This is a genomic window from Sulfurimonas sp. (assembly GCF_047622445.1).
Lineage (GTDB): Bacteria > Campylobacterota > Campylobacteria > Campylobacterales > Sulfurimonadaceae > Sulfurimonas.
On sequence record NZ_JBLHOE010000001.1, the window covers coordinates 107,482 to 126,506 of the forward strand.

Here is a 19,025-nt window from a genome sequence, read left to right on the forward strand (position 1 = left end):
TATGGGCATGCCTAGTGGAACAGAACTACTAATAATTTTCGGAATCATCGTACTAATGTTTGGTGCGAAAAAAATACCAGATTTAGCTAAAGGGATTGGTAAGGGAATCAAAAACTTTAAATCTGAAATGAAAGAAACTGATGAAGTTACAGAAGTTGCAGCTGATGAACCTAAGAAAGTTGAAACTACTGAACAAGTAGCATCAACTGAAGCTCCAAAAACTGAAGCTCCAAAAACTACAACAACTCAAGCATAAGTCTTGAAGCAACGAGTATCGACGCTTCTGCGTGAAAAATTCGGTTACGAAGTTGTTTTAGAAAAACCAAAAGATCGTTCTTTTGGTCATTTCGCCACTCCAGTTGCTTTTTCTTTAGCAAAAGAACTACGAAAATCCCCAATGATAATTGCAGAAGAATTAGCTTCTTCATTTTCTCAAGAATCAGATATTTTTTCAAGTGTTGAATCAGTAAAAGGGTATTTAAATTTTCGTCTGAGTGAAAACTTTTTAAGTGAGTATGCTAATTGGGCACTCTCTCATCCATCAGAATTTGGAAAACAAGATAAGAAACAAAAAGTTCTTTTAGAATTTGTTAGTGCAAATCCAACAGGACCTCTTCATATTGGACATGCTCGCGGAGCTGTGTACGGAGATACCCTTTTTAGACTTGCAAAACATCTTGGTTATGACATTACAGCAGAGTATTATGTAAATGATGCTGGTAATCAGATTGATTTACTTGGTCTTTCTATTGCTTTATATGCACGTGAAAATATTCTTGGTGAAGCAGTTGAATACCCAGAGTCTTACTATCGTGGTGAATATTTAGAAGGTCTTGCTAATGGTGCGATAGAAAAGTTTGGTAAAGAAATATTTTCTGACACAGCTCGTTATAAAGAACTAGCAATGTGGGCAAAAGATGGGGTAATGGAAATCGTTGTTGATTCTTTGAGCGCATTAAATATTCACTTTGATACTTTTGTAAAAGAATCATCACTTTATTCTGACTGGGATAGAGTAATGGTGAAGATGGGCGAGGGATGTTACGAAAAAGAAGGCAAAATGTGGATTGCTTCCGAAGCTAAAGGGGATGATAACGATAGAGTTGTTGTTCGCGAAGACGGAAGACCTACATACTTAGCTGGAGACATTGTTTACCATAACCAAAAGTTTGAACGTGGATATGATCATTACATTAACATTTGGGGAGCTGATCATCATGGTTATATCCCGAGAGTAAATGCAGCAGTTGAATACCTTGGATATGACTCAAATAAACTAGAAACACTTCTTGCTCAAATGGTTTCACTTCTTAAAGATGGTGAACCATATAAAATGAGTAAACGTGCGGGTAATGTAATTCTTATGAGTGATATAGTAGAAGAAATTGGTGCAGACGCACTTCGTTTTATTTTTGCTTCTAAGAAATCTGATACTGCACTCGAATTTGATTTAGCAGAGTTTAAAAAACAAGATAGCTCAAATCCTATTTTTTATATCCAATATGCTCATGCAAGAATAAATACTATTTTTTCGAAGTCTACGATAGCTAAAGAAGAGATTTTAGCAGCATCTTTGCAAGGATTAGGGGAGAATGCAGATAGTTTACTTTTTGATGCATTACTACTTCCAGAAGTGATAGAAGATGCATTTAATTCACGTCAAGTGCAAAAACTTACTGATTATATAAAATCACTTGCAGCATCTTTACATAAGTTTTATTATGAGTGTAGAGTTATTGGAAGTGAAGATGAGGCAAAACTATTAAAATTATTTATGGTTGTTGCCCTTTCACTAAAAACTGGACTTAGTATTTTAGGTATAGAAGCGGTAGAAAAAATGACTAGAGAAGAGGAAGCTTAATGGGTAAAACAATTACAATACCAGACCCCAGAACAGGTTTCTCTATGAAAATTGATGGAATACAGTTAACTCGTCCTGACTTACATGAAATTGCGGCAGATTTAGGTATTGCTACTAAAGATATACTTTTTAAAAATACAATTCTAACTGTTTATAATACTTCAAAAGCGAGTCAAGAGATTATAGATGATAATGCTTTAGTTACATTTGTAGCTATGGCTCTTGATATCCCTGCTGAAAGTATAAGCGAATTGACAGCGGTTAAGGCAAAGCCAAAAACTATAGAAATGGATGATATGGACGAAGAAGATGAAGATTAGAGTTAATTAGAACCTTCTATTTATTTATTACTCGGTAAACAATTATCGAGTATCTTCAGCTTCTTTTGAAGGCATCTTTAACGTGTGGTTAACACTCAACTCTATTTCTGCCACTATCTTTAGCAATATATAATTTTTCATCAGCTTTTTTAATTGTTGCTAATATGTCATTTTTTTCATCATGAATGCTACATCCAAAACTACAAGTTATCGAATGAACATCCTTAAATTCATATTTTTCTATTACTGATCTTAGATGTTCAGCTATTTGATGTAAAAATTGATCTTCATTAATCTCTACAATTATTATAAATTCTTCTCCACCCCATCGTATTATTTTATCAGTATCTCTTGTAGACTGAGTAACAAGTAATGCTAGTTTATTGAGAACATAATCGCCTATAGTATGACCATATGTATCATTAACTTTTTTAAAATGATCTATATCAAAGAAAATTATTCCTGTCCTCATATTATGCTTTTTGTGTAATTTTAAGATATTTTCTATATTTTTACTAAAATAGATTCTGTTGTAAAGTTGCGTCAATTCATCTATAGTCGCGTCTCTTTTAAGTTCAAGCTTTTCAAGCATAGTATCGCTTATATCAGTGAAAGTTACTATATGTTCATCATTTTCATAATCATTAATAGAAACAGAAAATGCATGAGGCTCAGAATGATGGTTTACCATAGATACTATTCTTTGTCTTCCACTTAGTTTTAAAATACTTTCAATCCAAGTGTCTTCTTCAGCTTTTCCTAAATGAAAAAAATTATCTTGCTTTACGAATCTTTCGCAGATACAGTTGTAGTGTTTTTTAAAGTCATCTAAGCTTTTGTATCCAAAATATTCTAAGAATGTTTTATTTGCAAACTTTAATTTATTTCCGTCTATCAGTATTACTATTGAGTTTTGAGTGTCTATTAACTTTTGCAGTTTTTCTCTTATTTCATCTTCTTGTTTTTTTTGATTAGTTATGTTTGTAATATAACCTATAAAATATTCTATAAAACCATCGTTATCTTTTTGAGTTACTGTATAGTCTATTACCCATTTAACTTTACCAGATTTTGTAATAATACGGTATGGATCATGTTTGAAAAAATCAAGATTATATTTGATTGCTTGTTCAACTTCTTCCTTTACGTGTTGAATATCATCTTCATGGATACATGATGAATAAGCAATCTCGTTATCTAAAAATTCAGACTTTTCATATTCAAGTAACTTGCTAACATTGTTTGATACATAATGAATACTCCAAACAGTATTATTACTCCATTTAAAAAGGATTGAATCCCCTTTATCAAATAAAGATAATAGATTTCTTTGTTCATTCTCAACTTTTTTACGATTTTTTATTTCTATATTGAGCTTTTTATTTGTTCTAAGTATGATGAATAAAATAGTGATAAAAAATAGTGACAAAACTCCTAACCATTGAAAAATAATTGTGTAGTCAACTTCCTGCGCATAATTAACAGATACTCTCTTATTTAAAATTTCTTGATGTTGTTTTATGGAAATATAATCAATAGCTTTATCAAAAATAATTTTCAATTGTGGCTCATCATTTCTAATTCCTATTCCAAGTTCCCATTTTTCATTTAGCTTACCAGCAATTTTTAATTGACTTACATATTTTTTTTGTATCTGGTAACCTATAGTTGTGAGTGCTCCTATATAACCGTACAGTTTTCCAGCCCTAACTTGCTCAAGTCCGTCATTTGTATTTTCTACATCTAGAAGTTGCATGTTAGGATATTTTTCTCTTAAAATTTCAGCAAATGCATATCCCTTCACAATGCCTAGTTTTTTATCTTTTATATCTTCTATATTATTTATAAATTGTTTCTCTATTGTTGTTGCGACTACAAGGGGTATTTTTACATATGGTTTTGTGAAATTCAGATATTTTTCTCTACTACTTGTTGGCATTAGTAGAGAAACAATATCGCATTTTCTTTGCTTAGAAAACTCAATAGATTCTGTCCATAACTTTGTAGGAACCAAATTAATAGGTATATTTAACTGTTCTTCAAAGAGTTTAAAGTAATCTGCTGTCATACCAATATGCTTACCATTAGAATTTTTTTCATATGGCATCCAGTCTGGATCTATACACATAGTAATAGTAGATTTTTGTGCTAAGTAGCGATTTTCTTCTGGAGTCAAATTTGATGGAGTGTTAAAAGATTTAAAAATATATTCATTCAAGGGGATATCATTTTTTATTAAGCCAAATTGCTTGTATAAATTTAATGTATATTGAATTCTGCCTTTATCGAAAGTACCCAAAGGTATAGAGTTCCTATTTATCATTTGATCTATTGCGTCTGCTTCGTACCGTAAATGCTCAATAGATTTATTACTAGAGTATTTTCTTTGAATAAGTTGAATAATTTCTTCTTTATGATCCAATGCATATTCCCAACCTTTAAGAGTAGCCTTTTTAAAACTTTCTACTCTTTTTGGATGGTTTTTTGCTTCATCTACATTTGTAAATAACATATCACCATACAAATCAAAACCATAATTTGCTGGATCTATTATATTAATATCAACTCCCATTTCTTTAAAATGAAATGGTTCATTAGTTAAATAGCATGCATATGCATCAACTTTTTTATCCTTTAGAAGAGTATATTCTTCTGTTCCCCTTGTTCTCTCAATTTTTGGATGAGTGTCAATACTTTTAAGCATAGCAAGGACATCAAAACCATCTATGTCTTTTTTGTAAAAGGCAAGCTTTTTATTTTTTAATTTGTAGGGAGTATCTAGACCACTACTCTTTAATGTAATAATTACACTTGGAGAGTGTTGAAAAATAGGGGCTACTATTTTTATAGGTTGTTTTTTCGCAGTATACAATAGGATTACGGAATCAGATATACCATATTGTGCATCACCATTTATGACCTGCTCAACATTATTATATTTTAAATTTCGTTCTTTGATTTGTACATCAAGTCCATTTTCTTGATAAAATCCTTTTTCTTTTGCTGCATAATAACCTGCAAATTGAAACTGGTGCATCCATTTTAATTGTAAAGTTACTTTCTCATTTGCATGAGATAAAAAAGATGTCATAAAAAATATAAGGATTATGTATAGTTTCATTAGTTGTTCTAATTTCTCTCAAGGTTAGTGTGATTTTTTAAAAGTCTAGAACTTGTTAGTTCTGGGTAAAGTTTTAAAATTTCATTAGATAATGACTTTGGTATTTGTATCAAAATTGGATTCTTTTTTTTATCTAACCAAGTAACTATTTTTTTTAATTTTTCTAACTTCATTGAAGTACATCCCGCAGTTCCAGCATTTTTTTTCTTTTGAACATGGATAAAGATACAAGAACCACGTTTAAATTCTGCATTTTTATTATGTTCGACTACAACACCAAGTTTATACTGTAAATCATCTCGTTTCATAAATTCAAAGCTTTTTGGTTTTTCTTTAGGCATAGATATAATTTTATTATATTTTTTTGAGTTACTGTCGTCCACACATATTAGATTTTTTGATGTATGAATGTACGGAATACTCAAATTGTTATTTTTTGAGTAACCAAAGACTTTAGAGAGTTTAAATACACCGATGGGTGCTTTTTTATCTCCCTCAACTTTGATTGGATCGTTCTTTCTTTGAGAAAGTTTTATTTCCCCAAGTCCCCAGCCTAGGCCTTTTTTTCCGATGTTTACATCTATGCTTTTATGGATGATATTTCCATCTTCAAAGCACTCTAATTTTGCTTTTGAAGTATTGAAATCATCTGCTACAACTAAAACGATTTGCTGTGATGAGAATAAGAATGTTGAAAAACTTATAAGGATTAAGAAACTTTTTATCATAAGATATGGTACTATTACTATTATATGATTTAAATTAAATTTTGGAAGAAATTATGAGTATTAAAATAAGAAAGGCTACTGCTACTGATTCCGCTTTTTTAGCGCAGATGATTTTGCAAAGTTCACGTGCTGGAAAAAAAGATGGAATCTTCGATTTAATCTTTGCTACAAATGATGAGGCAGTGATTTTACCTAAGATTGAAGCGCTTACAAAAACGACTGCAAAATCCCATTGTAATTTCAACAATTTTTTAATTGCAGAGATGGATGGTAAATGTGTCGGTACATTGTGTTCTTATGAGCCAAGAATTGCTACAAAAGAAGCCTTCGTTACTGCATTAGAAGAAGTTGGTTGTTCTGAAAGTTGTGAAGAAGCCTTAGATGTGATGACTTGTTGTAACTTTAATTTAAACAACAGAACCCTCATGTTTGACTTTATGGAAGAACTTGAAGGCTTTATAGATGTTGGTGTTTTAAAAACATTGATGACGAAATCACTTTTAACTGCAAGACTCAAAGGCTACAGAATTGGTCAGGCTCTTGTTGAAATTGGCTCTTTAGAAACTATTTTATTTTACAAAAAACTAGGTTTTAGAATAGTCGAAGAAAAAGAGTGTGATTTATACAAAGAAAAATTTGGACGTGCTGGTCAAGTACTTTTAGAATTAGAGTTTTAGGAAAATTTTATAGAACTCTCTAGTCTTTCTCTTCTTCCTTCTATTTTAGCAATCGCCTTGGCATTGCTAACTCGTAAGGTTATTTTTTCTCTTTTTAGTGGAACTTTTTTAGGCCTTTTACTATTGAACCATTTTGATATTTTTCTCACCCTTGAAGCTACTTACACTCTCTTTATAATGCTTATGAGTACACCATGGATACTTAAAACACTTGGATTTGTAATCTTAATTGGAAGTATTATGGCTTTAATAGAAAAAAGTGGAGGCGTTGGGGGCTTTGTTCATTTCGTACTTCACCAAAAAGCTTTTGTTTCATCGAAACGTTCTGCTCTACTGTTGAGTTACTTTTTAGGGGTGTTTATTTTTATAGAAACTTCTATTACGGCGCTTATCTCCGGTGCAGTTGGCAAACCACTTTGCGATAAATACAAAATACCTCATGCTAAGCTTGCTTATATCTGTGATTCTACTTCGGCACCTATTGGGTCATTAGTTATCTTTAATGGCTATGGAGCATTGCTTCTAGGCTTAATAACGACACAAATTAGCCAAGGCTCTTTAGAGGGAACGGCATTTGAACTTTTACTTGATTCGGTGCTCTATAATTTTTATGCGATGAGCGCATTACTTGTAGCCTTTTTATTTATATGGTTTGGGATTGATATAGGTCCAATGAAAAGACTTGAATATAAAAAGTCAGAAATTTATGTAGAAGAAAAAGTAAATAGTATGTATTTAATGCTTCTTCCAATATTTTTGATGCTTGTTTTAATTTTTGTATTTTTATATATAACTGGTAATGGTGAAATTTTAAAGGGGAGTGGTTCAAGCTCTATTTTTTATACTATGCTTAGCGTACTTGGATTTATCTTCATTTATTATGTAGGTACAAAAAATATGAGTATTTTAGAATATTCCAAAATTTCATTCAAGGGAGCAAAAAAACTATTTGCTGTTTCTATGATTCTTATTTTTGCTTTTTCTATTGGTGAAGTTACTTCGCAGCTAAAAACAGGTTTATACCTTGCTTCGTTTGCAAGTGAAAATCTCAATGTTGTTTTTTTAGCAGGGGCTATATTTTTGCTCAGTAGTCTTATTTCTTTTTCTACGGGGACATCTTGGGGTACGTTTAGTATTATGATTCCTATTGCGGTTCCGATGGCTGTTGCAATGGACGGAGATAGTGCTCTTGTTATAGGTGCAGTAATCTCGGGTGGAATTTTTGGTGATCATTGTTCGCCAATCTCAGATACAACGATTATATCTTCAATGGCGGCTGAGTGTGAAGTAATAGAGCATGTAAGGACACAACTTCCTTATGCTCTTATAAGTGGATGTATTGCACTAAGTTTATTTGTTGTATTAAGTTTTATAAACTCTTAAAACTTTGCGTGTGGAACAGGATAGTTTTCAACTACAAAGTCAATATCTTTGTCCCCTCTACCACTAAGGTTTACCAAAATAGTTTTATCTTTACCTAAAGTTTTTGCTAATTTCATTGCATATCCAATTGCATGAGCAGTTTCTAAAGCTGGAATAATACCTTCTAATTGCGATAGTTTATAAAAAGCATCAATAGCCTCTTCATCGTTACAAAGACCGACAGTTGTTCTTCCTATCTCTTTTAGGTATGCATGTTCAGGTCCAACAGATGGATAATCTATACCAGAACCTACAGAGTAAACAGGAGCTGGTTCACCCTCAGCATCTTTAAGCATAATAGAGTTAAAACCATGCATAATTCCTTCTTCCCCATATGTAAGGCTTGCCGCATGTTTACCTAACTCTTCACCTATACCCATAGGCTCAACACCTATTAGGTTTACATCTTTATCATCTATAAAGCCAGCAAAGATTCCCATTGCATTTGAGCCACCACCAATACATGCAACAACATTATCTGGAAGTTTTCCTTCTAATTCGTCAAATTGTTCTTTTGCCTCAAACCCTACAACGGATTGAAAGTCTCTAACCATAACTGGAAATGGGTGTGGACCAACAACGGAACCTATACAATAAAGAGCTGTCTCAGCTTGAGGTACATAGCTCTCAAAAGCAGAGTCTACTGCTTCTTTTAAAGTACGAAGACCATGCGTAGAAGGGATTACATTCGCACCAAGTATTTTCATACGAACAACATTTGGATGCTCTTTTTCAATATCTACTTCACCCATATGAATCTCACACTCTAATCCAAAATATGCTGCAGCAGTTGCTAAGGCTACGCCATGTTGTCCAGCTCCAGTTTCAGCGATAACTTTTGTCTTTCCTAGGTATTTTGCTAAAATAACTTCAGCCATACAGTGGTTAAGTTTATGTGCACCAGTGTGATTTAAATCTTCTCTTTTGAGGTAGATTTTTGCTCCACCACAATGCTCAGTTAGGTTCTTTGCAAATGATATGGGAGTAGGACGCCCTTGATAATGTTTTCTCACATACTTAAGTTCATTAATAAATTCAGGTGAGTTTTTTAACTCTTTATAGGCTTTATTTATATCTGCAAATGGACCTTCAAGTGGTGGAGGTATAAATGCACCTCCAAATTTTCCAAAGTATCCATTTTCATCAGGTTGAGAGTCTAGATAAGATTTACTCATTACAGTTTTCCTTATAGTATTATATTGCAAAAAATTATAATGGAATAACTCTTAGAAAGTGATTAGTTAGCTGCTCTTGAGTAAATAGAGTGTCTTTTATTCTCATTGTGTTTCTCAATAGAAGATATATCTAAGATAAACAATGCTATCTTGCACGTAAGAGAAAAGAAGGAGACATAATGTCAGGATGGGCATACTTAATATTGGCAGGTATTTTAGAAATTGGGTTTGCCTCTACAATGAAACTCACTGAAAATTTTACAAAATTAATACCTACTGCTATATTTATTTTTTTTGCTATTACAAGTTTTTATGCACTTACAAAAGCTATTGAGTCTATACCGGTAGGAACAGCATATGCAATTTGGACAGGCATGGGCGCTTTTGGTACTATTATAGTAGGTATATATTTTTATAATGAACCAGCAGGTACTTTACGATTGTTCTTTTTATTTACTCTAGTAGCTTCTATTGTTGGGCTTAAACTTGTATCTTATTAGATTATGAATCAACTTCCCTTACTTAGTATAGAACAAAGTCTTGATCTTTATAAAGATATTCATGCAAAAAATCCATCTTTTGGTATGGATATTTTTGATGAAAACTTTATAGCAGATCAATTTGTAATTTTAGAAAACAATGGAAAAGGAAATATTGGGCCATATAGTCGTTGTGCTCATTATATACTTATTCTTTCTATAAATGGCACCTCTATCCGTCATATAAATCAACATGACTATCAGGTAGAAGGACAGTCTTTACAGCTTTTAGTGCCAGGAGTTATACACTCCTTTGAGGATACAAGTGAGGAACAAAACTCTTTAGTATTACTCTTTGATAAAGAGTTTCTTCCTTCTGGTTTGAACAGTTTAGTTACTTTCCATAAACTTCACCATAATTTTGTTCATCTGTTGGGCTGTGAGTTTGCAAAAGTGCAATATATTTTTGAACAATTAAATTACGAGTACAGAGATAAAGATAAACTTTATAAAGAGGTATCTCAAACGCTTGTAACGCAACTTTTATTACTTTTAAAACGTCAAAAACTCGCTTCATTGAAAGATAGGTCGATAACGAGAGCTGAACAAATTATGAGTCAGTATCTTAATTTAATTGAAGAACATTACCAAAATAAAAAAAGTGTTCAAGAATATGCTGATATTTTAGAAATAACACCAAAGCACCTGAGTGAAACAGTGAAAGAGGTGTCAAATAGAGCAGCACTTCATTTTATTCATATACGTATACTTAAAGAGTTACAGTATCTTTTAGTGCATACAAACCTAAGTGTTAAACAAATAGCATCAGTGATGAACTTTGAAAATGCTTCAGATTTAGGACGCTTTTTCAAACGATATGAAAGTATCAGCCCTTCAAAATACAGGATATCTTTTCAAAAACCGTAATATTGCATATATTTGCGATATTTTACTCTTCCATTTACATATAGCTAATTGTTATACTTATCTCCTAGACAAAGAGAACTAGATTCTCAAAAAGGATAGTAAAATGAAAGATAAAATATTTTTAGGAATCCAAGTGATTTCTGGTTTAATGTTAGTCGTGTTTGGGTCAAATGGTTTTTTACATTTTATGCCCATGCCAGAGCCACCAGTAGAGATGGGTACATACTTAGGTGCGTTATTTGCAACTGGATTTATATTTCCTATTGTAGCTACAATTGAGTTAGTTACAGGGATAGCCTATGTAACAAATAAATTTGCACCTTTAATGGCAATTATTCTCATGCCAATAATGATGAATGCATTCCTTGCACACCTGTTTTTAGATGTAGCTGGGATTGGAGCTTCAATGTTTATAGTTATTGCTACAATAGTAGTTATAGTAAAAAATAAAGAGAGATATAAAGAGATATTTAAAGCATAAGAAGGAGTTTGTTATGAAAAAGTTACTACATTTAAAAAAAGAACAACAAGAATTGATGCCTCTTTTTAATGGGGCTTTTATAGAAAATAAACCTATTCCATTTCCAAATAGAAATGGGTCTAGCGCGTATTCAAACTTATTTTATTGGGCACATTTAGAAGCTTTAGAAACATCGGAGTTTCCTCTTCACCCACATGAAGGGTTTGAAATAATGACCTTTGTTTTTAAAGGTTCCATAGAGCATTATGATACTGCTACAAAAGTTTGGACACCATTAGGTTTAGGTGGTGTTCAGGTTATCCAAGCAGGCTCAGGAGTGCAACACGCTGAAAAAATTACAAAAGGAACCCAACTATTTCAGATTTGGTTTGATCCTGACTTCTCCAAATCCATGATAAAAGACGCTTGTTATAGAGATTATCAAGTCAATGAATTTACAAGTGAAAAAGAAAATGCTGTCGAGAGACTAATATATTTAAAAGATAGAGGAGTGATATCTTACGATACTCCAAACATAAGTATAGAAAAACTTAAATTTGTCTCAGGAAAGTATCAAGAAACGCTTGAGGAGAATTATACTTATTCTTATTATCTTTTAGGTGGTGAAGTAACAGTAGATAATGAGTTAATGACTAAGGATGACTTTTTAGTATTGAACTCTAGCAAAGAGGTAAGTATTACTGCGAAGAGTACATCAGAACTCTTTGTCATAAAGAGTTTAACAAATATTGAGTATCCTCGATTCATCGATAAATACTAATACCTTTGCATTAACTAAGTGTTCTTTATGTTCGAAATGTTTGAAGTTTAGCATTTAAATCATTCGTCTGTGTATTTAAATGTTCTGTTGCCGCAGCAATCTCTTCTACACTTCTTGCATTTACTGCTGATATTTCATTGATTTTCTCTACTTTAGTAACAATGTCTTTTATACTGTTACCAGTACTTTCAAAGTTACTTACTGTTTGATCCGTTACTTTTACAGCTTCAAGAACTATTTCAGCGGTAGCGTTAATTCTACTTTCAACACCATCTGCAAGGTTTGCCAATTCTTGGATCTCATCAGAGTTACTATTCATTTGACTAGAAGCATCTTCTATTGACTGAACAACGACATTTATCGTTGCATTTATCTCTGTTAGTGTTTTTTGTGTTCTCTCGGCAAGCTTTCTTACTTCATCAGCAACAACAGCAAATCCTCTACCATGTTCTCCTGCCCTTGCTGCTTCAATCGCTGCATTTAAAGCGAGAAGATTCGTTTGGTCTGCAATATCAGATATTACAACTAAAACAGTTTTTACTTCACTCGCATCTTTTGATAGTGATTCCATATTGTGCGCTAATTCTAGCTCTGTTTCAGCAGTTTGTTGCACTTTTGCTGTAAGAGAAACAATGTCATTTCTTGCTATTGCTAAATTTTCATTTGCTTCTATAATTTCTTTTTTGGATTCTTGTGCATCAGAGATAGAATTTATTATTTCTTCCTCTACACCTCTAGCCTGGGCACTTGCTTCTTCAATAATTGTAACTGAAGATTCAACGTTTTTACCTACACTAACGGCTGTTGTTGAAAGTTCATGGGCTATAGCTGCATTTTCATTTGAAGAATTTTTAGAAGTTGTAATTAATTCATGTAAAGAACTAAGTAAAATATTAAAACTTTCTTCTATTTCTTGAATTTCTCCAGGTGAATTCTTTGAATCAATTTGTTGTGTTAAATCATGATTTGAAGAGATTTCTAACATTTTATTTTTAAATCTATTTATTGGTTTAGATATACCGCTATTAGCCAATAAGGTTGCAATAACTGATAATATAAATGCAGCTACTAACGAAAGAACTATCATCTCTATCATCATTGTAGTTAGTTTTTCAGCTGATTCTTTTTCCATTTCTAGAGCTTTTTTTTCTATATCATCAATATAAATTCCAGTACCAATCATCCACTTCCACTCTGGAAAATATTTAATATATGCTGTTTTAGGTTCTGGTTTTGTAGTACCTACTTTAGGAAAACTATAATCTGCAAAGCCTTCACCTTTTGAATTTGCTATATCTACTCCTAAGATAACAAATTCTGAACTAGCAAAGCTTTTACCCTCTAAATGTTTTTTTGGATGAGAAATCATAATCCCATCAATATCATTAATCCAAAAATATCCATCTTTACCATATTGTAGATTATCAATAACTTTTTTTGCTTGCGCTTTTAATTTTTTTTCTAAATGACTTTTATATGCACCAGTACCTATAATCCAGTTAAATGGTTTAAATACAAAAACATTTGAAATTTTAGATTCAAGTACTTTAGTCTTTGGATGTATAAATTCATAACTAATTACGGCATTATTTGCTCCGGACTTCTTGAGTGCGTCTACTGCTAAGGCAACAAAAGGTGTCTCTGGAGTATCCTTAAAAACCTGTCCATCAAGACTAGGTTTGATTGGATGCATAATCATTTTATAATTGAAGTCATTTATCCAATAATAACCAACTCCAGCATCGTATCGATAAGATCTTATTAATCTTCTTAAACCAGTTTCTAATTCTTCTCTAGTATATTTATCTTTGTTTGTATTATAAAAATTTGTTAGTACTGTTTCAAACTCTAAACTTTTCTCTTTTATAGAGTTCGCTACATTTGCATTTTTTGAATCATTATAGAAGCTTTCAATAGCTTTTGAAGCTGTATCTACTTGAGTTTTGATTTGTATTCTTTTAGAGTTTAGTAGGTCAGCTTTAGATTTTTCAATGTTATCTACATTTAAAGATACGATATCGAACGAAGCCAATAAAATTACTAGAAATGAAATAGTAAAAATAGAAATAATACTTAATAATATAACTTTTGTCTTAATTGTAAGGTTTAGCATTTAGTAGTCCTTATGTAAAAATTAAGGTGATTGTATACTAATATTGTTTAAAGTAATGTAAAGTATAACTTCACGTTAAGGTATATTTTTTGATATTAAATTATATTTCTATAAAGATAGATTGAATTCCCAGGATGGGAATTTGAAGAGAGATTTTACTTTAAGAACCAAGAACAGTATTTATAGAATACCTCAAATCTTCATCTAAGTTATCCATAGAACTGAGCATCCATCTCATATAACCAGCATCACTACTTGAGACTTCTTCTAAAGTTTTACCTTTATGCTTTCCAAATCTAAAAGTTTTTACGAGGATTGGTGTGTTTGTTAAATCAACCATCTTCTCAACTGGATTTTCACTTGGAAACTGTTCTTGAACTATATCTTTAAGACGAGAAAGCAAAAGTTTTAAAACTAAAACATCACCAATCGCATCATGTGCTTTTACCACAACGCCTAAGTCATCTGCCTCTTTTTGTTCCTCTTTATAGAGATCAAACTTATAACGAAAGTATTGAAGTCTATGTGCATCTTCATCTGGAAGTACATGTTTAGCCACTCTCAGTGTATCTATCACTTTCATTTGTGTGTTAAAACCTTCTTTTTCTAGCATACCTAAGTCAAATGGGGCATTATGGATTATCACATAGTTCTCTGGAGTGTTTAGCTCAAGTAGCCTTTTATAGGCAGGCATATCTTGACATGCAGGTTTGCCTTCAATCAAATCAGGAGTAATTCCATGCACTTCCATCGCTCCAAAACTGATAGGAATGTCAGACGAGCAGAACTCATTATGAACTTCTATATCTTTTGTACCTAGAACAATATATCCTAGTTGAATAACTCTATCTAGCTCACCCGTTCCTGTTGTCTCTGTATCTAAAATTATGTATCTCTTTGCCATTTATAACCTTTTATTTTTGTATTTTAGTTCTATAGTAAACATTGAATTTTTTTGTAGTATTTGCTTTGACTTGGATTTCAAATGCAAGAAGGTTTCCTTTTGTAAAAGTATACTTTTCTTTACTTTTTACTTCATCGGAAGGATTATTTGAAAAAGGAACAAGGATTTCTACAGTCTTATTTTCATTGGAACTATTTTTGATGCTGTATTGAACACTATTGTCATGATACCATGTAGTTCTATCTCTTTCTACAAGTGTTTCTTTTACTTTTATATCAAAGTTTTTTCCAAGTGTAAGGGAAATAGGAGTGTTTTTTGGAGTATGCCCAATGTTACTTTCTCCTAAAAGGATATTTGTACTCCCAAGGTTTGAGTAGGTTCTTACAATCCCTTTGGGAGTCGGAAATTCAAAGCCTTTTATTGTGATGAGTTGTGTTACGTCATGTTTTACTTCACCACCAAAATAATTGGGATTATTCATTTGTGCTTTGTATTTTCTTTGTATGTCTATGTTGTCTTGTGAGATAAACTTTATTTGAGTTTTTTCATTGTTTGCTAGATTTACTTTAAGGGGGATGGAGTAGAAATGATAGCCTTCATGTGCTTGGTGTGCAACTTCTGGTGTTGCATCTGCCATCATAGCTACATTTTTCATTCTACTGTAGTTTTGTCTTGGCTGTCTAGCTCTGTTTATTTCACCGGCTAAGACACGTAAAGAAGTGTTTTCAAAAGCTTTTCCTGAGCGATTGTTAATTGTAATCCAACCACTTAAGTCCGCACTATCTCCATCAAGGTTGAGAATATAGTTACTTTTCCAAGTAATTTGATTTATGAGGTAATCTATACTCATTTTAGCATTTATTTTTTTGTTTGTATTGATATTCCATACTAAAGAGGGTTTTGTTATCAGTTCATCTGGAATACTATCAAAGATGATATTTTTACTTTCAACAATGATGATTTGACTTCTAAATTTCACGATACATGAAGCTCCATCGTTAGAAAGGAGAGTTGCTGAGATAGTTTTAAAACTCTTCGTGTCTTTTAGGATTTTTACAGAGACTTTTTTACCTATGTACGCATTGAGTAGTTTGTTTTGTGTGAGCTTATCAAAACGATATTGTTGGGCGTAGAGGGATACTCCTGAGGGTAGCGATACATTAACAGAGTCAGTGTTGATACTTGAAGCCACATCTTCATAAATGATACTTGTTTCATCTTTATTAAGTTGTAAGTCTCTAGATTCATGCACTAAACCAACATTAGAGTTATAGATAATGAGTGAGTTATCTTGCGTGTTTGAGTTTAATGTTACAGCGAAAAGTGAGCTAGAAAGTAGTACAGAAGAAAGAAGTGCTAAAGAGAGGTTTTTCATATAAATTCCTTGTTAAAGATATGGTACACTATCAAAAAAAATAGCAGGTAAATTTAATGATAAAAATACTTCTTTTCGTTCTAAGTCTCTCTTTTATTTTAAATGCATATGAGATACATCAAACACCCATAAATTTTGGTGAAGTAAGAGTTAATCTCACTAAAGAATATATAAAAAATCATTATGCGATAGATGTGAAGGATATCAAAATAGTCCCTAAAATTGTGCTTGTGCATTACACGGCAGTAGAGACATTTTCTAAATCTTTAGCACGTTTTACATCAGAGACTTTGCCAAATGATAGACCAGAGATTTCTAAGGCAAGTACATTAAATGTGTCTACTCATTTTATGGTGGAACGTGATGGAACAATTCACCAACTTATGCCACTTGACTTTATGGGACGTCATGTAATTGGACTTAACTACAGCTCTATTGGGATTGAAAATGTAGGTGGAGCAGGGTATAAGCAAGATCTTACAGTAGAGCAGTTAGCTGCAAATATTTTTATAGTAAATTATCTTAAAAAGAAATTTCCAACTATTGAATACGTTGTAGGACATCATGAATACAGATGTTTTGAGAATACAGAACTTTGGCTAGAAAAAGATGATGGATATAGAACATCGAAATACGATCCGGGTAAAAATTTTATGCGTGATTTACATGCAAATATAAAAGGATTTAAAAAGGCACCATGTGATTAGTTCACCGCTAATCTATCTTTTGATTTTAGCTTTTATAGCCACTGGATTTAGCATTTTAGAAAAAAAGACATCATTTAAAGTTTTTAAATTCATTCCTGCTGTTGTAATGATTTATGCTTTTAGTATGTTTTTAGCTTCGATGGGAGTGTTTGAGTATAATGAAGAGATTAACAATATCTACTCTCTCATTAAAACAAATCTTCTTCCTGCAATGCTTTTTCTTATGCTTTTACAAATTGATTTTTCTCACTTTTTTAAGTTAGGAAAGTCTTTACTTATTTCGTATGTTTTAGCACTCTTTTCACTCACAATTGCTTTTATTATTGTATCCATTGGATTTGATTTTAATCATGAGATGGCATCTGCTTTTGGAGCTTTAGCTGGAAGTTGGATGGGTGGAACGGCAAATATGATAGCCGTTGGTTCTGCTCTTGAAGTAAGCCAAGAGGCTTTTGGATACGCTCTTATTGTAGATAGTGTAAATTATACTTTATGGGTAATGTTACTTTTATTTTTAGTACCATTTGCCCATGTGTTTAATCACTTCACTGGCAGTGATGCAAATGTAGCATACTTAGGTGAAGTAGGATGTGCTTGTACTATGGGAGATAAAAGATACTGGTTACTTATTTTTCTAGGTGTGCTTGTTTCTTTTATCTCACAGTTTATAGCTGAGTATTTTGTTATTTTAAATAAGACTACAACTATAGTTTTACTGGCTTCACTTTTTGGAATTCTTGGTTCTTTGAGCAAGCTAAAAGAAGTAAATGGTTCGAGTGAAGTGTCTACGACTATGCTTTATATTATCATTGCACTTATTGGATCTAAGGCTGTATTTGATTCCTTTAGTGATGTTGGAATATATGTCTTAGCAGGTTTTGTTGTATTACTTATTCATGCGTTAATTATGATTCTTGGAGCAAAAATATTTAGACTAGATTTATTCTCAGTTGCAGTGGCCTCACTCTCAAACATTGGAGGGGTAGCTTCTGCACCAATATTAGCAGCAGCCTATAACAAATCACTAGTAAGTGTAGGTGTATTGATGGCAATAATGGGTTACCTTATTGGAACTTTTGGCGGACTTGTTGTAGGGAATATTTTACGTGGGTTAGTTAGATAAGTGTTATTTGGCATTTATAGGCTAAGTTATCTATCATTAAAACTAACTCAAAGTATAGGATAAACCTATAGCAAGTACAGGTGTATCCATATATTCTTGTACTAGGCAAATCTTTTTAATAGTGTAAAAACAACTTCACCAAATTTTTCAGCATTAGATACAATTTTATTAACTTTTACATTATCATCTTCAGCAGATTCAACAATTTTCATAAGTTCAGTTAATTTTTTAGCATCGCTTTTATTTGGAAACAACTCTTGTATTTCTGTATCATTCATTCTGGTTATTGAAGAAATTTTCGAAGCTAGTGCTTCATCTGTCTCTTGCGCACTTTCTTCTATGATACTATCAATTTCTTTATCAAATTCATCCCAATCTATTGCCATAATATAATCCTTTATTTTATTTTAATTTAGTGTCTATTTTTTCTCGTAACTTATGAACTTTGTCTAAAAACTTGTCTCCTTTTGCTACAGTATCTTTTAGTGTTTCAGACTTTGTTAATAGTGAACTAACAATTTCATCTGTTTTATCTATAGTGTTAGCTATTTTTCCCTCAGTTAAACCGATCATTGATAAATACCTACTTTGGTTTTCTGCTACTTCTGAAGCTGAGATGAGTAAACCAGTAAGACTGTTATTCATCGCACGTGCTTGAGAATATTCATTTCTTAATTGTTGCGCTATTTTTTGCTCAAGTAAATTAAGTGGAGTCATTAATTCCAATCTTTTTTTGTTGATTTGTTTTTGTAGTTTTGGACCCATTTTAATTAAAAAAGTTAATCGCTCTTTCTTGTCATCTGTAGTGACTATTTGATTCCAGTATTTTTCAACTTTTTGATTTGAGAAAAC

Annotated in this window: 19 protein-coding genes; 11 read left to right on the forward strand and 8 right to left on the reverse strand. The window is 32.1% G+C overall.

Annotated elements, in window-relative coordinates:
• The first annotated feature begins 1 nt into the window (after position 1).
• The 3 genes from ACI9TV_RS00555 to ACI9TV_RS00565 are packed head-to-tail and all read left to right on the forward strand — an operon-like array spanning position 2 to position 2,181.
• Positions 2-256, forward strand: coding sequence for a twin-arginine translocase TatA/TatE family subunit (locus tag ACI9TV_RS00555; RefSeq protein WP_415248807.1), 255 nt, complete (start codon positions 2-4; stop codon positions 254-256).
• 3 nt (positions 257-259) lie between these two features.
• Positions 260-1,861: an arginine--tRNA ligase gene (gene argS, locus ACI9TV_RS00560; protein ID WP_415248808.1), complete on the forward strand. Its 1,602-nt coding sequence runs from the start codon at positions 260-262 to the stop codon at positions 1,859-1,861.
• Entirely contained in the window at positions 1,861-2,181 is a 321-nt protein-coding gene (locus ACI9TV_RS00565) for a hypothetical protein (RefSeq protein WP_415248809.1), read from the forward strand. The genes argS and ACI9TV_RS00565 overlap by 1 nt, the downstream gene beginning before the upstream one ends.
• Before the next feature lie 88 nt (positions 2,182-2,269).
• Here ACI9TV_RS00565 and ACI9TV_RS00570 read toward each other — a convergent pair whose 3' ends face one another.
• The gene (locus ACI9TV_RS00570) at positions 2,270-5,302 is read right to left on the reverse strand and encodes an ABC transporter substrate-binding protein (RefSeq protein ID WP_415248810.1); all 3,033 of its coding nucleotides are present in this window, start codon (positions 5,300-5,302) and stop codon (positions 2,270-2,272) included.
• 8 nt (positions 5,303-5,310) lie between these two features.
• The gene (locus ACI9TV_RS00575) at positions 5,311-6,030 is read right to left on the reverse strand and encodes a L,D-transpeptidase family protein (RefSeq protein WP_415248811.1); all 720 of its coding nucleotides are present in this window, start codon (positions 6,028-6,030) and stop codon (positions 5,311-5,313) included.
• A gap of 53 nt (positions 6,031-6,083) precedes the next feature.
• Between ACI9TV_RS00575 and ACI9TV_RS00580 the strand changes: the two genes are divergently transcribed.
• Positions 6,084-6,707 (forward strand): acyl-CoA acyltransferase, encoded by a 624-nt coding sequence (locus ACI9TV_RS00580; protein ID WP_415248812.1) that lies wholly within the window; start codon positions 6,084-6,086, stop codon positions 6,705-6,707.
• A 183-nt stretch (positions 6,708-6,890) separates the two neighbouring features.
• Positions 6,891-8,090 (forward strand): Na+/H+ antiporter NhaC family protein, encoded by a 1,200-nt coding sequence (locus ACI9TV_RS00585; RefSeq protein ID WP_415248813.1) that lies wholly within the window; start codon positions 6,891-6,893, stop codon positions 8,088-8,090.
• Here the strand turns inward: ACI9TV_RS00585 and trpB are convergent.
• Positions 8,087-9,304 (reverse strand): tryptophan synthase subunit beta, encoded by a 1,218-nt coding sequence (gene trpB / locus ACI9TV_RS00590; protein WP_415248814.1) that lies wholly within the window; start codon positions 9,302-9,304, stop codon positions 8,087-8,089. The genes ACI9TV_RS00585 and trpB overlap by 4 nt on opposite strands.
• Before the next feature lie 179 nt (positions 9,305-9,483).
• Here trpB and ACI9TV_RS00595 point away from each other — a divergent pair, with 179 nt between their 5' ends.
• From ACI9TV_RS00595 to ACI9TV_RS00610, 4 genes are all read left to right on the forward strand, one after another.
• Positions 9,484-9,804 (forward strand): DMT family transporter, encoded by a 321-nt coding sequence (locus tag ACI9TV_RS00595; RefSeq protein WP_415248815.1) that lies wholly within the window; start codon positions 9,484-9,486, stop codon positions 9,802-9,804.
• Positions 9,805-9,807: 3 nt separating this feature from the next.
• On the forward strand, positions 9,808-10,710 hold the full coding sequence (locus ACI9TV_RS00600; protein WP_415248816.1) for a helix-turn-helix domain-containing protein: 903 nt from the start codon (positions 9,808-9,810) through the stop codon (positions 10,708-10,710).
• 103 nt (positions 10,711-10,813) lie between these two features.
• Entirely contained in the window at positions 10,814-11,191 is a 378-nt protein-coding gene (locus ACI9TV_RS00605) for a hypothetical protein (RefSeq protein WP_415248817.1), read from the forward strand.
• A 13-nt stretch (positions 11,192-11,204) separates the two neighbouring features.
• Positions 11,205-11,951 carry a pirin family protein gene (locus ACI9TV_RS00610; protein ID WP_415248818.1) on the forward strand — a complete coding sequence of 249 codons (747 nt, stop codon included), beginning with the start codon at positions 11,205-11,207 and terminating at the stop codon, positions 11,949-11,951.
• 25 nt (positions 11,952-11,976) lie between these two features.
• Here the strand turns inward: ACI9TV_RS00610 and ACI9TV_RS00615 are convergent, their stop codons facing one another.
• From ACI9TV_RS00615 to ACI9TV_RS00625, 3 genes are all read right to left on the reverse strand, one after another.
• Positions 11,977-14,064 carry a methyl-accepting chemotaxis protein gene (locus ACI9TV_RS00615; protein WP_415248819.1) on the reverse strand — a complete coding sequence of 696 codons (2,088 nt, stop codon included), beginning with the start codon at positions 14,062-14,064 and terminating at the stop codon, positions 11,977-11,979.
• A 160-nt stretch (positions 14,065-14,224) separates the two neighbouring features.
• Positions 14,225-14,968 (reverse strand): exonuclease domain-containing protein, encoded by a 744-nt coding sequence (locus ACI9TV_RS00620; protein WP_415248820.1) that lies wholly within the window; start codon positions 14,966-14,968, stop codon positions 14,225-14,227.
• 10 nt (positions 14,969-14,978) lie between these two features.
• On the reverse strand, positions 14,979-16,343 hold the full coding sequence (locus ACI9TV_RS00625) for a DUF4139 domain-containing protein (RefSeq protein ID WP_415248821.1): 1,365 nt from the start codon (positions 16,341-16,343) through the stop codon (positions 14,979-14,981).
• A gap of 56 nt (positions 16,344-16,399) precedes the next feature.
• Here ACI9TV_RS00625 and ACI9TV_RS00630 point away from each other — a divergent pair, with 56 nt between their 5' ends.
• Complete coding sequence (locus ACI9TV_RS00630; RefSeq protein WP_415248822.1) at positions 16,400-17,050, forward strand: N-acetylmuramoyl-L-alanine amidase; 651 nt, start codon at positions 16,400-16,402, stop codon at positions 17,048-17,050.
• A complete protein-coding gene (locus tag ACI9TV_RS00635) occupies positions 17,043-18,173 on the forward strand; it encodes a DUF819 domain-containing protein (protein ID WP_415248823.1) in 1,131 nt (376 codons plus the stop codon). Before ACI9TV_RS00630 ends, ACI9TV_RS00635 begins: the two co-directional genes overlap by 8 nt.
• Before the next feature lie 101 nt (positions 18,174-18,274).
• Here the strand turns inward: ACI9TV_RS00635 and ACI9TV_RS00640 are convergent, their stop codons facing one another.
• Together ACI9TV_RS00640 and ACI9TV_RS00645 are read right to left on the reverse strand one after the other, a co-directional pair.
• Entirely contained in the window at positions 18,275-18,559 is a 285-nt protein-coding gene (locus ACI9TV_RS00640) for a hypothetical protein (protein WP_415248824.1), read from the reverse strand.
• A 16-nt stretch (positions 18,560-18,575) separates the two neighbouring features.
• The coding region (locus ACI9TV_RS00645) for a hypothetical protein (RefSeq protein ID WP_415248825.1) at positions 18,576-19,025 on the reverse strand (450 nt) is incomplete at its 5' end.

Coding starts and splice junctions, on each gene's coding strand:
- ACI9TV_RS00555 (WP_415248807.1), top strand. CDS start 2: ATGGGCATGCCTAGTGGAACAGAACTACTAATAATTTTCGGAATCATC.
- ACI9TV_RS00565 (WP_415248809.1), top strand. CDS start 1,861: ATGGGTAAAACAATTACAATACCAGACCCCAGAACAGGTTTCTCTATG.
- ACI9TV_RS00570 (WP_415248810.1), bottom strand. CDS start 5,302: ATGAAACTATACATAATCCTTATATTTTTTATGACATCTTTTTTATCT.
- ACI9TV_RS00575 (WP_415248811.1), bottom strand. CDS start 6,030: ATGATAAAAAGTTTCTTAATCCTTATAAGTTTTTCAACATTCTTATTC.
- ACI9TV_RS00580 (WP_415248812.1), top strand. CDS start 6,084: ATGAGTATTAAAATAAGAAAGGCTACTGCTACTGATTCCGCTTTTTTA.
- ACI9TV_RS00585 (WP_415248813.1), top strand. CDS start 6,891: ATGAGTACACCATGGATACTTAAAACACTTGGATTTGTAATCTTAATT.
- trpB (WP_415248814.1), bottom strand. CDS start 9,304: ATGAGTAAATCTTATCTAGACTCTCAACCTGATGAAAATGGATACTTT.
- ACI9TV_RS00595 (WP_415248815.1), top strand. CDS start 9,484: ATGTCAGGATGGGCATACTTAATATTGGCAGGTATTTTAGAAATTGGG.
- ACI9TV_RS00600 (WP_415248816.1), top strand. CDS start 9,808: ATGAATCAACTTCCCTTACTTAGTATAGAACAAAGTCTTGATCTTTAT.
- ACI9TV_RS00605 (WP_415248817.1), top strand. CDS start 10,814: ATGAAAGATAAAATATTTTTAGGAATCCAAGTGATTTCTGGTTTAATG.
- ACI9TV_RS00610 (WP_415248818.1), top strand. CDS start 11,205: ATGAAAAAGTTACTACATTTAAAAAAAGAACAACAAGAATTGATGCCT.
- ACI9TV_RS00615 (WP_415248819.1), bottom strand. CDS start 14,064: ATGCTAAACCTTACAATTAAGACAAAAGTTATATTATTAAGTATTATT.
- ACI9TV_RS00620 (WP_415248820.1), bottom strand. CDS start 14,968: ATGGCAAAGAGATACATAATTTTAGATACAGAGACAACAGGAACGGGT.
- ACI9TV_RS00625 (WP_415248821.1), bottom strand. CDS start 16,343: ATGAAAAACCTCTCTTTAGCACTTCTTTCTTCTGTACTACTTTCTAGC.
- ACI9TV_RS00630 (WP_415248822.1), top strand. CDS start 16,400: ATGATAAAAATACTTCTTTTCGTTCTAAGTCTCTCTTTTATTTTAAAT.
- ACI9TV_RS00640 (WP_415248824.1), bottom strand. CDS start 18,559: ATGGCAATAGATTGGGATGAATTTGATAAAGAAATTGATAGTATCATA.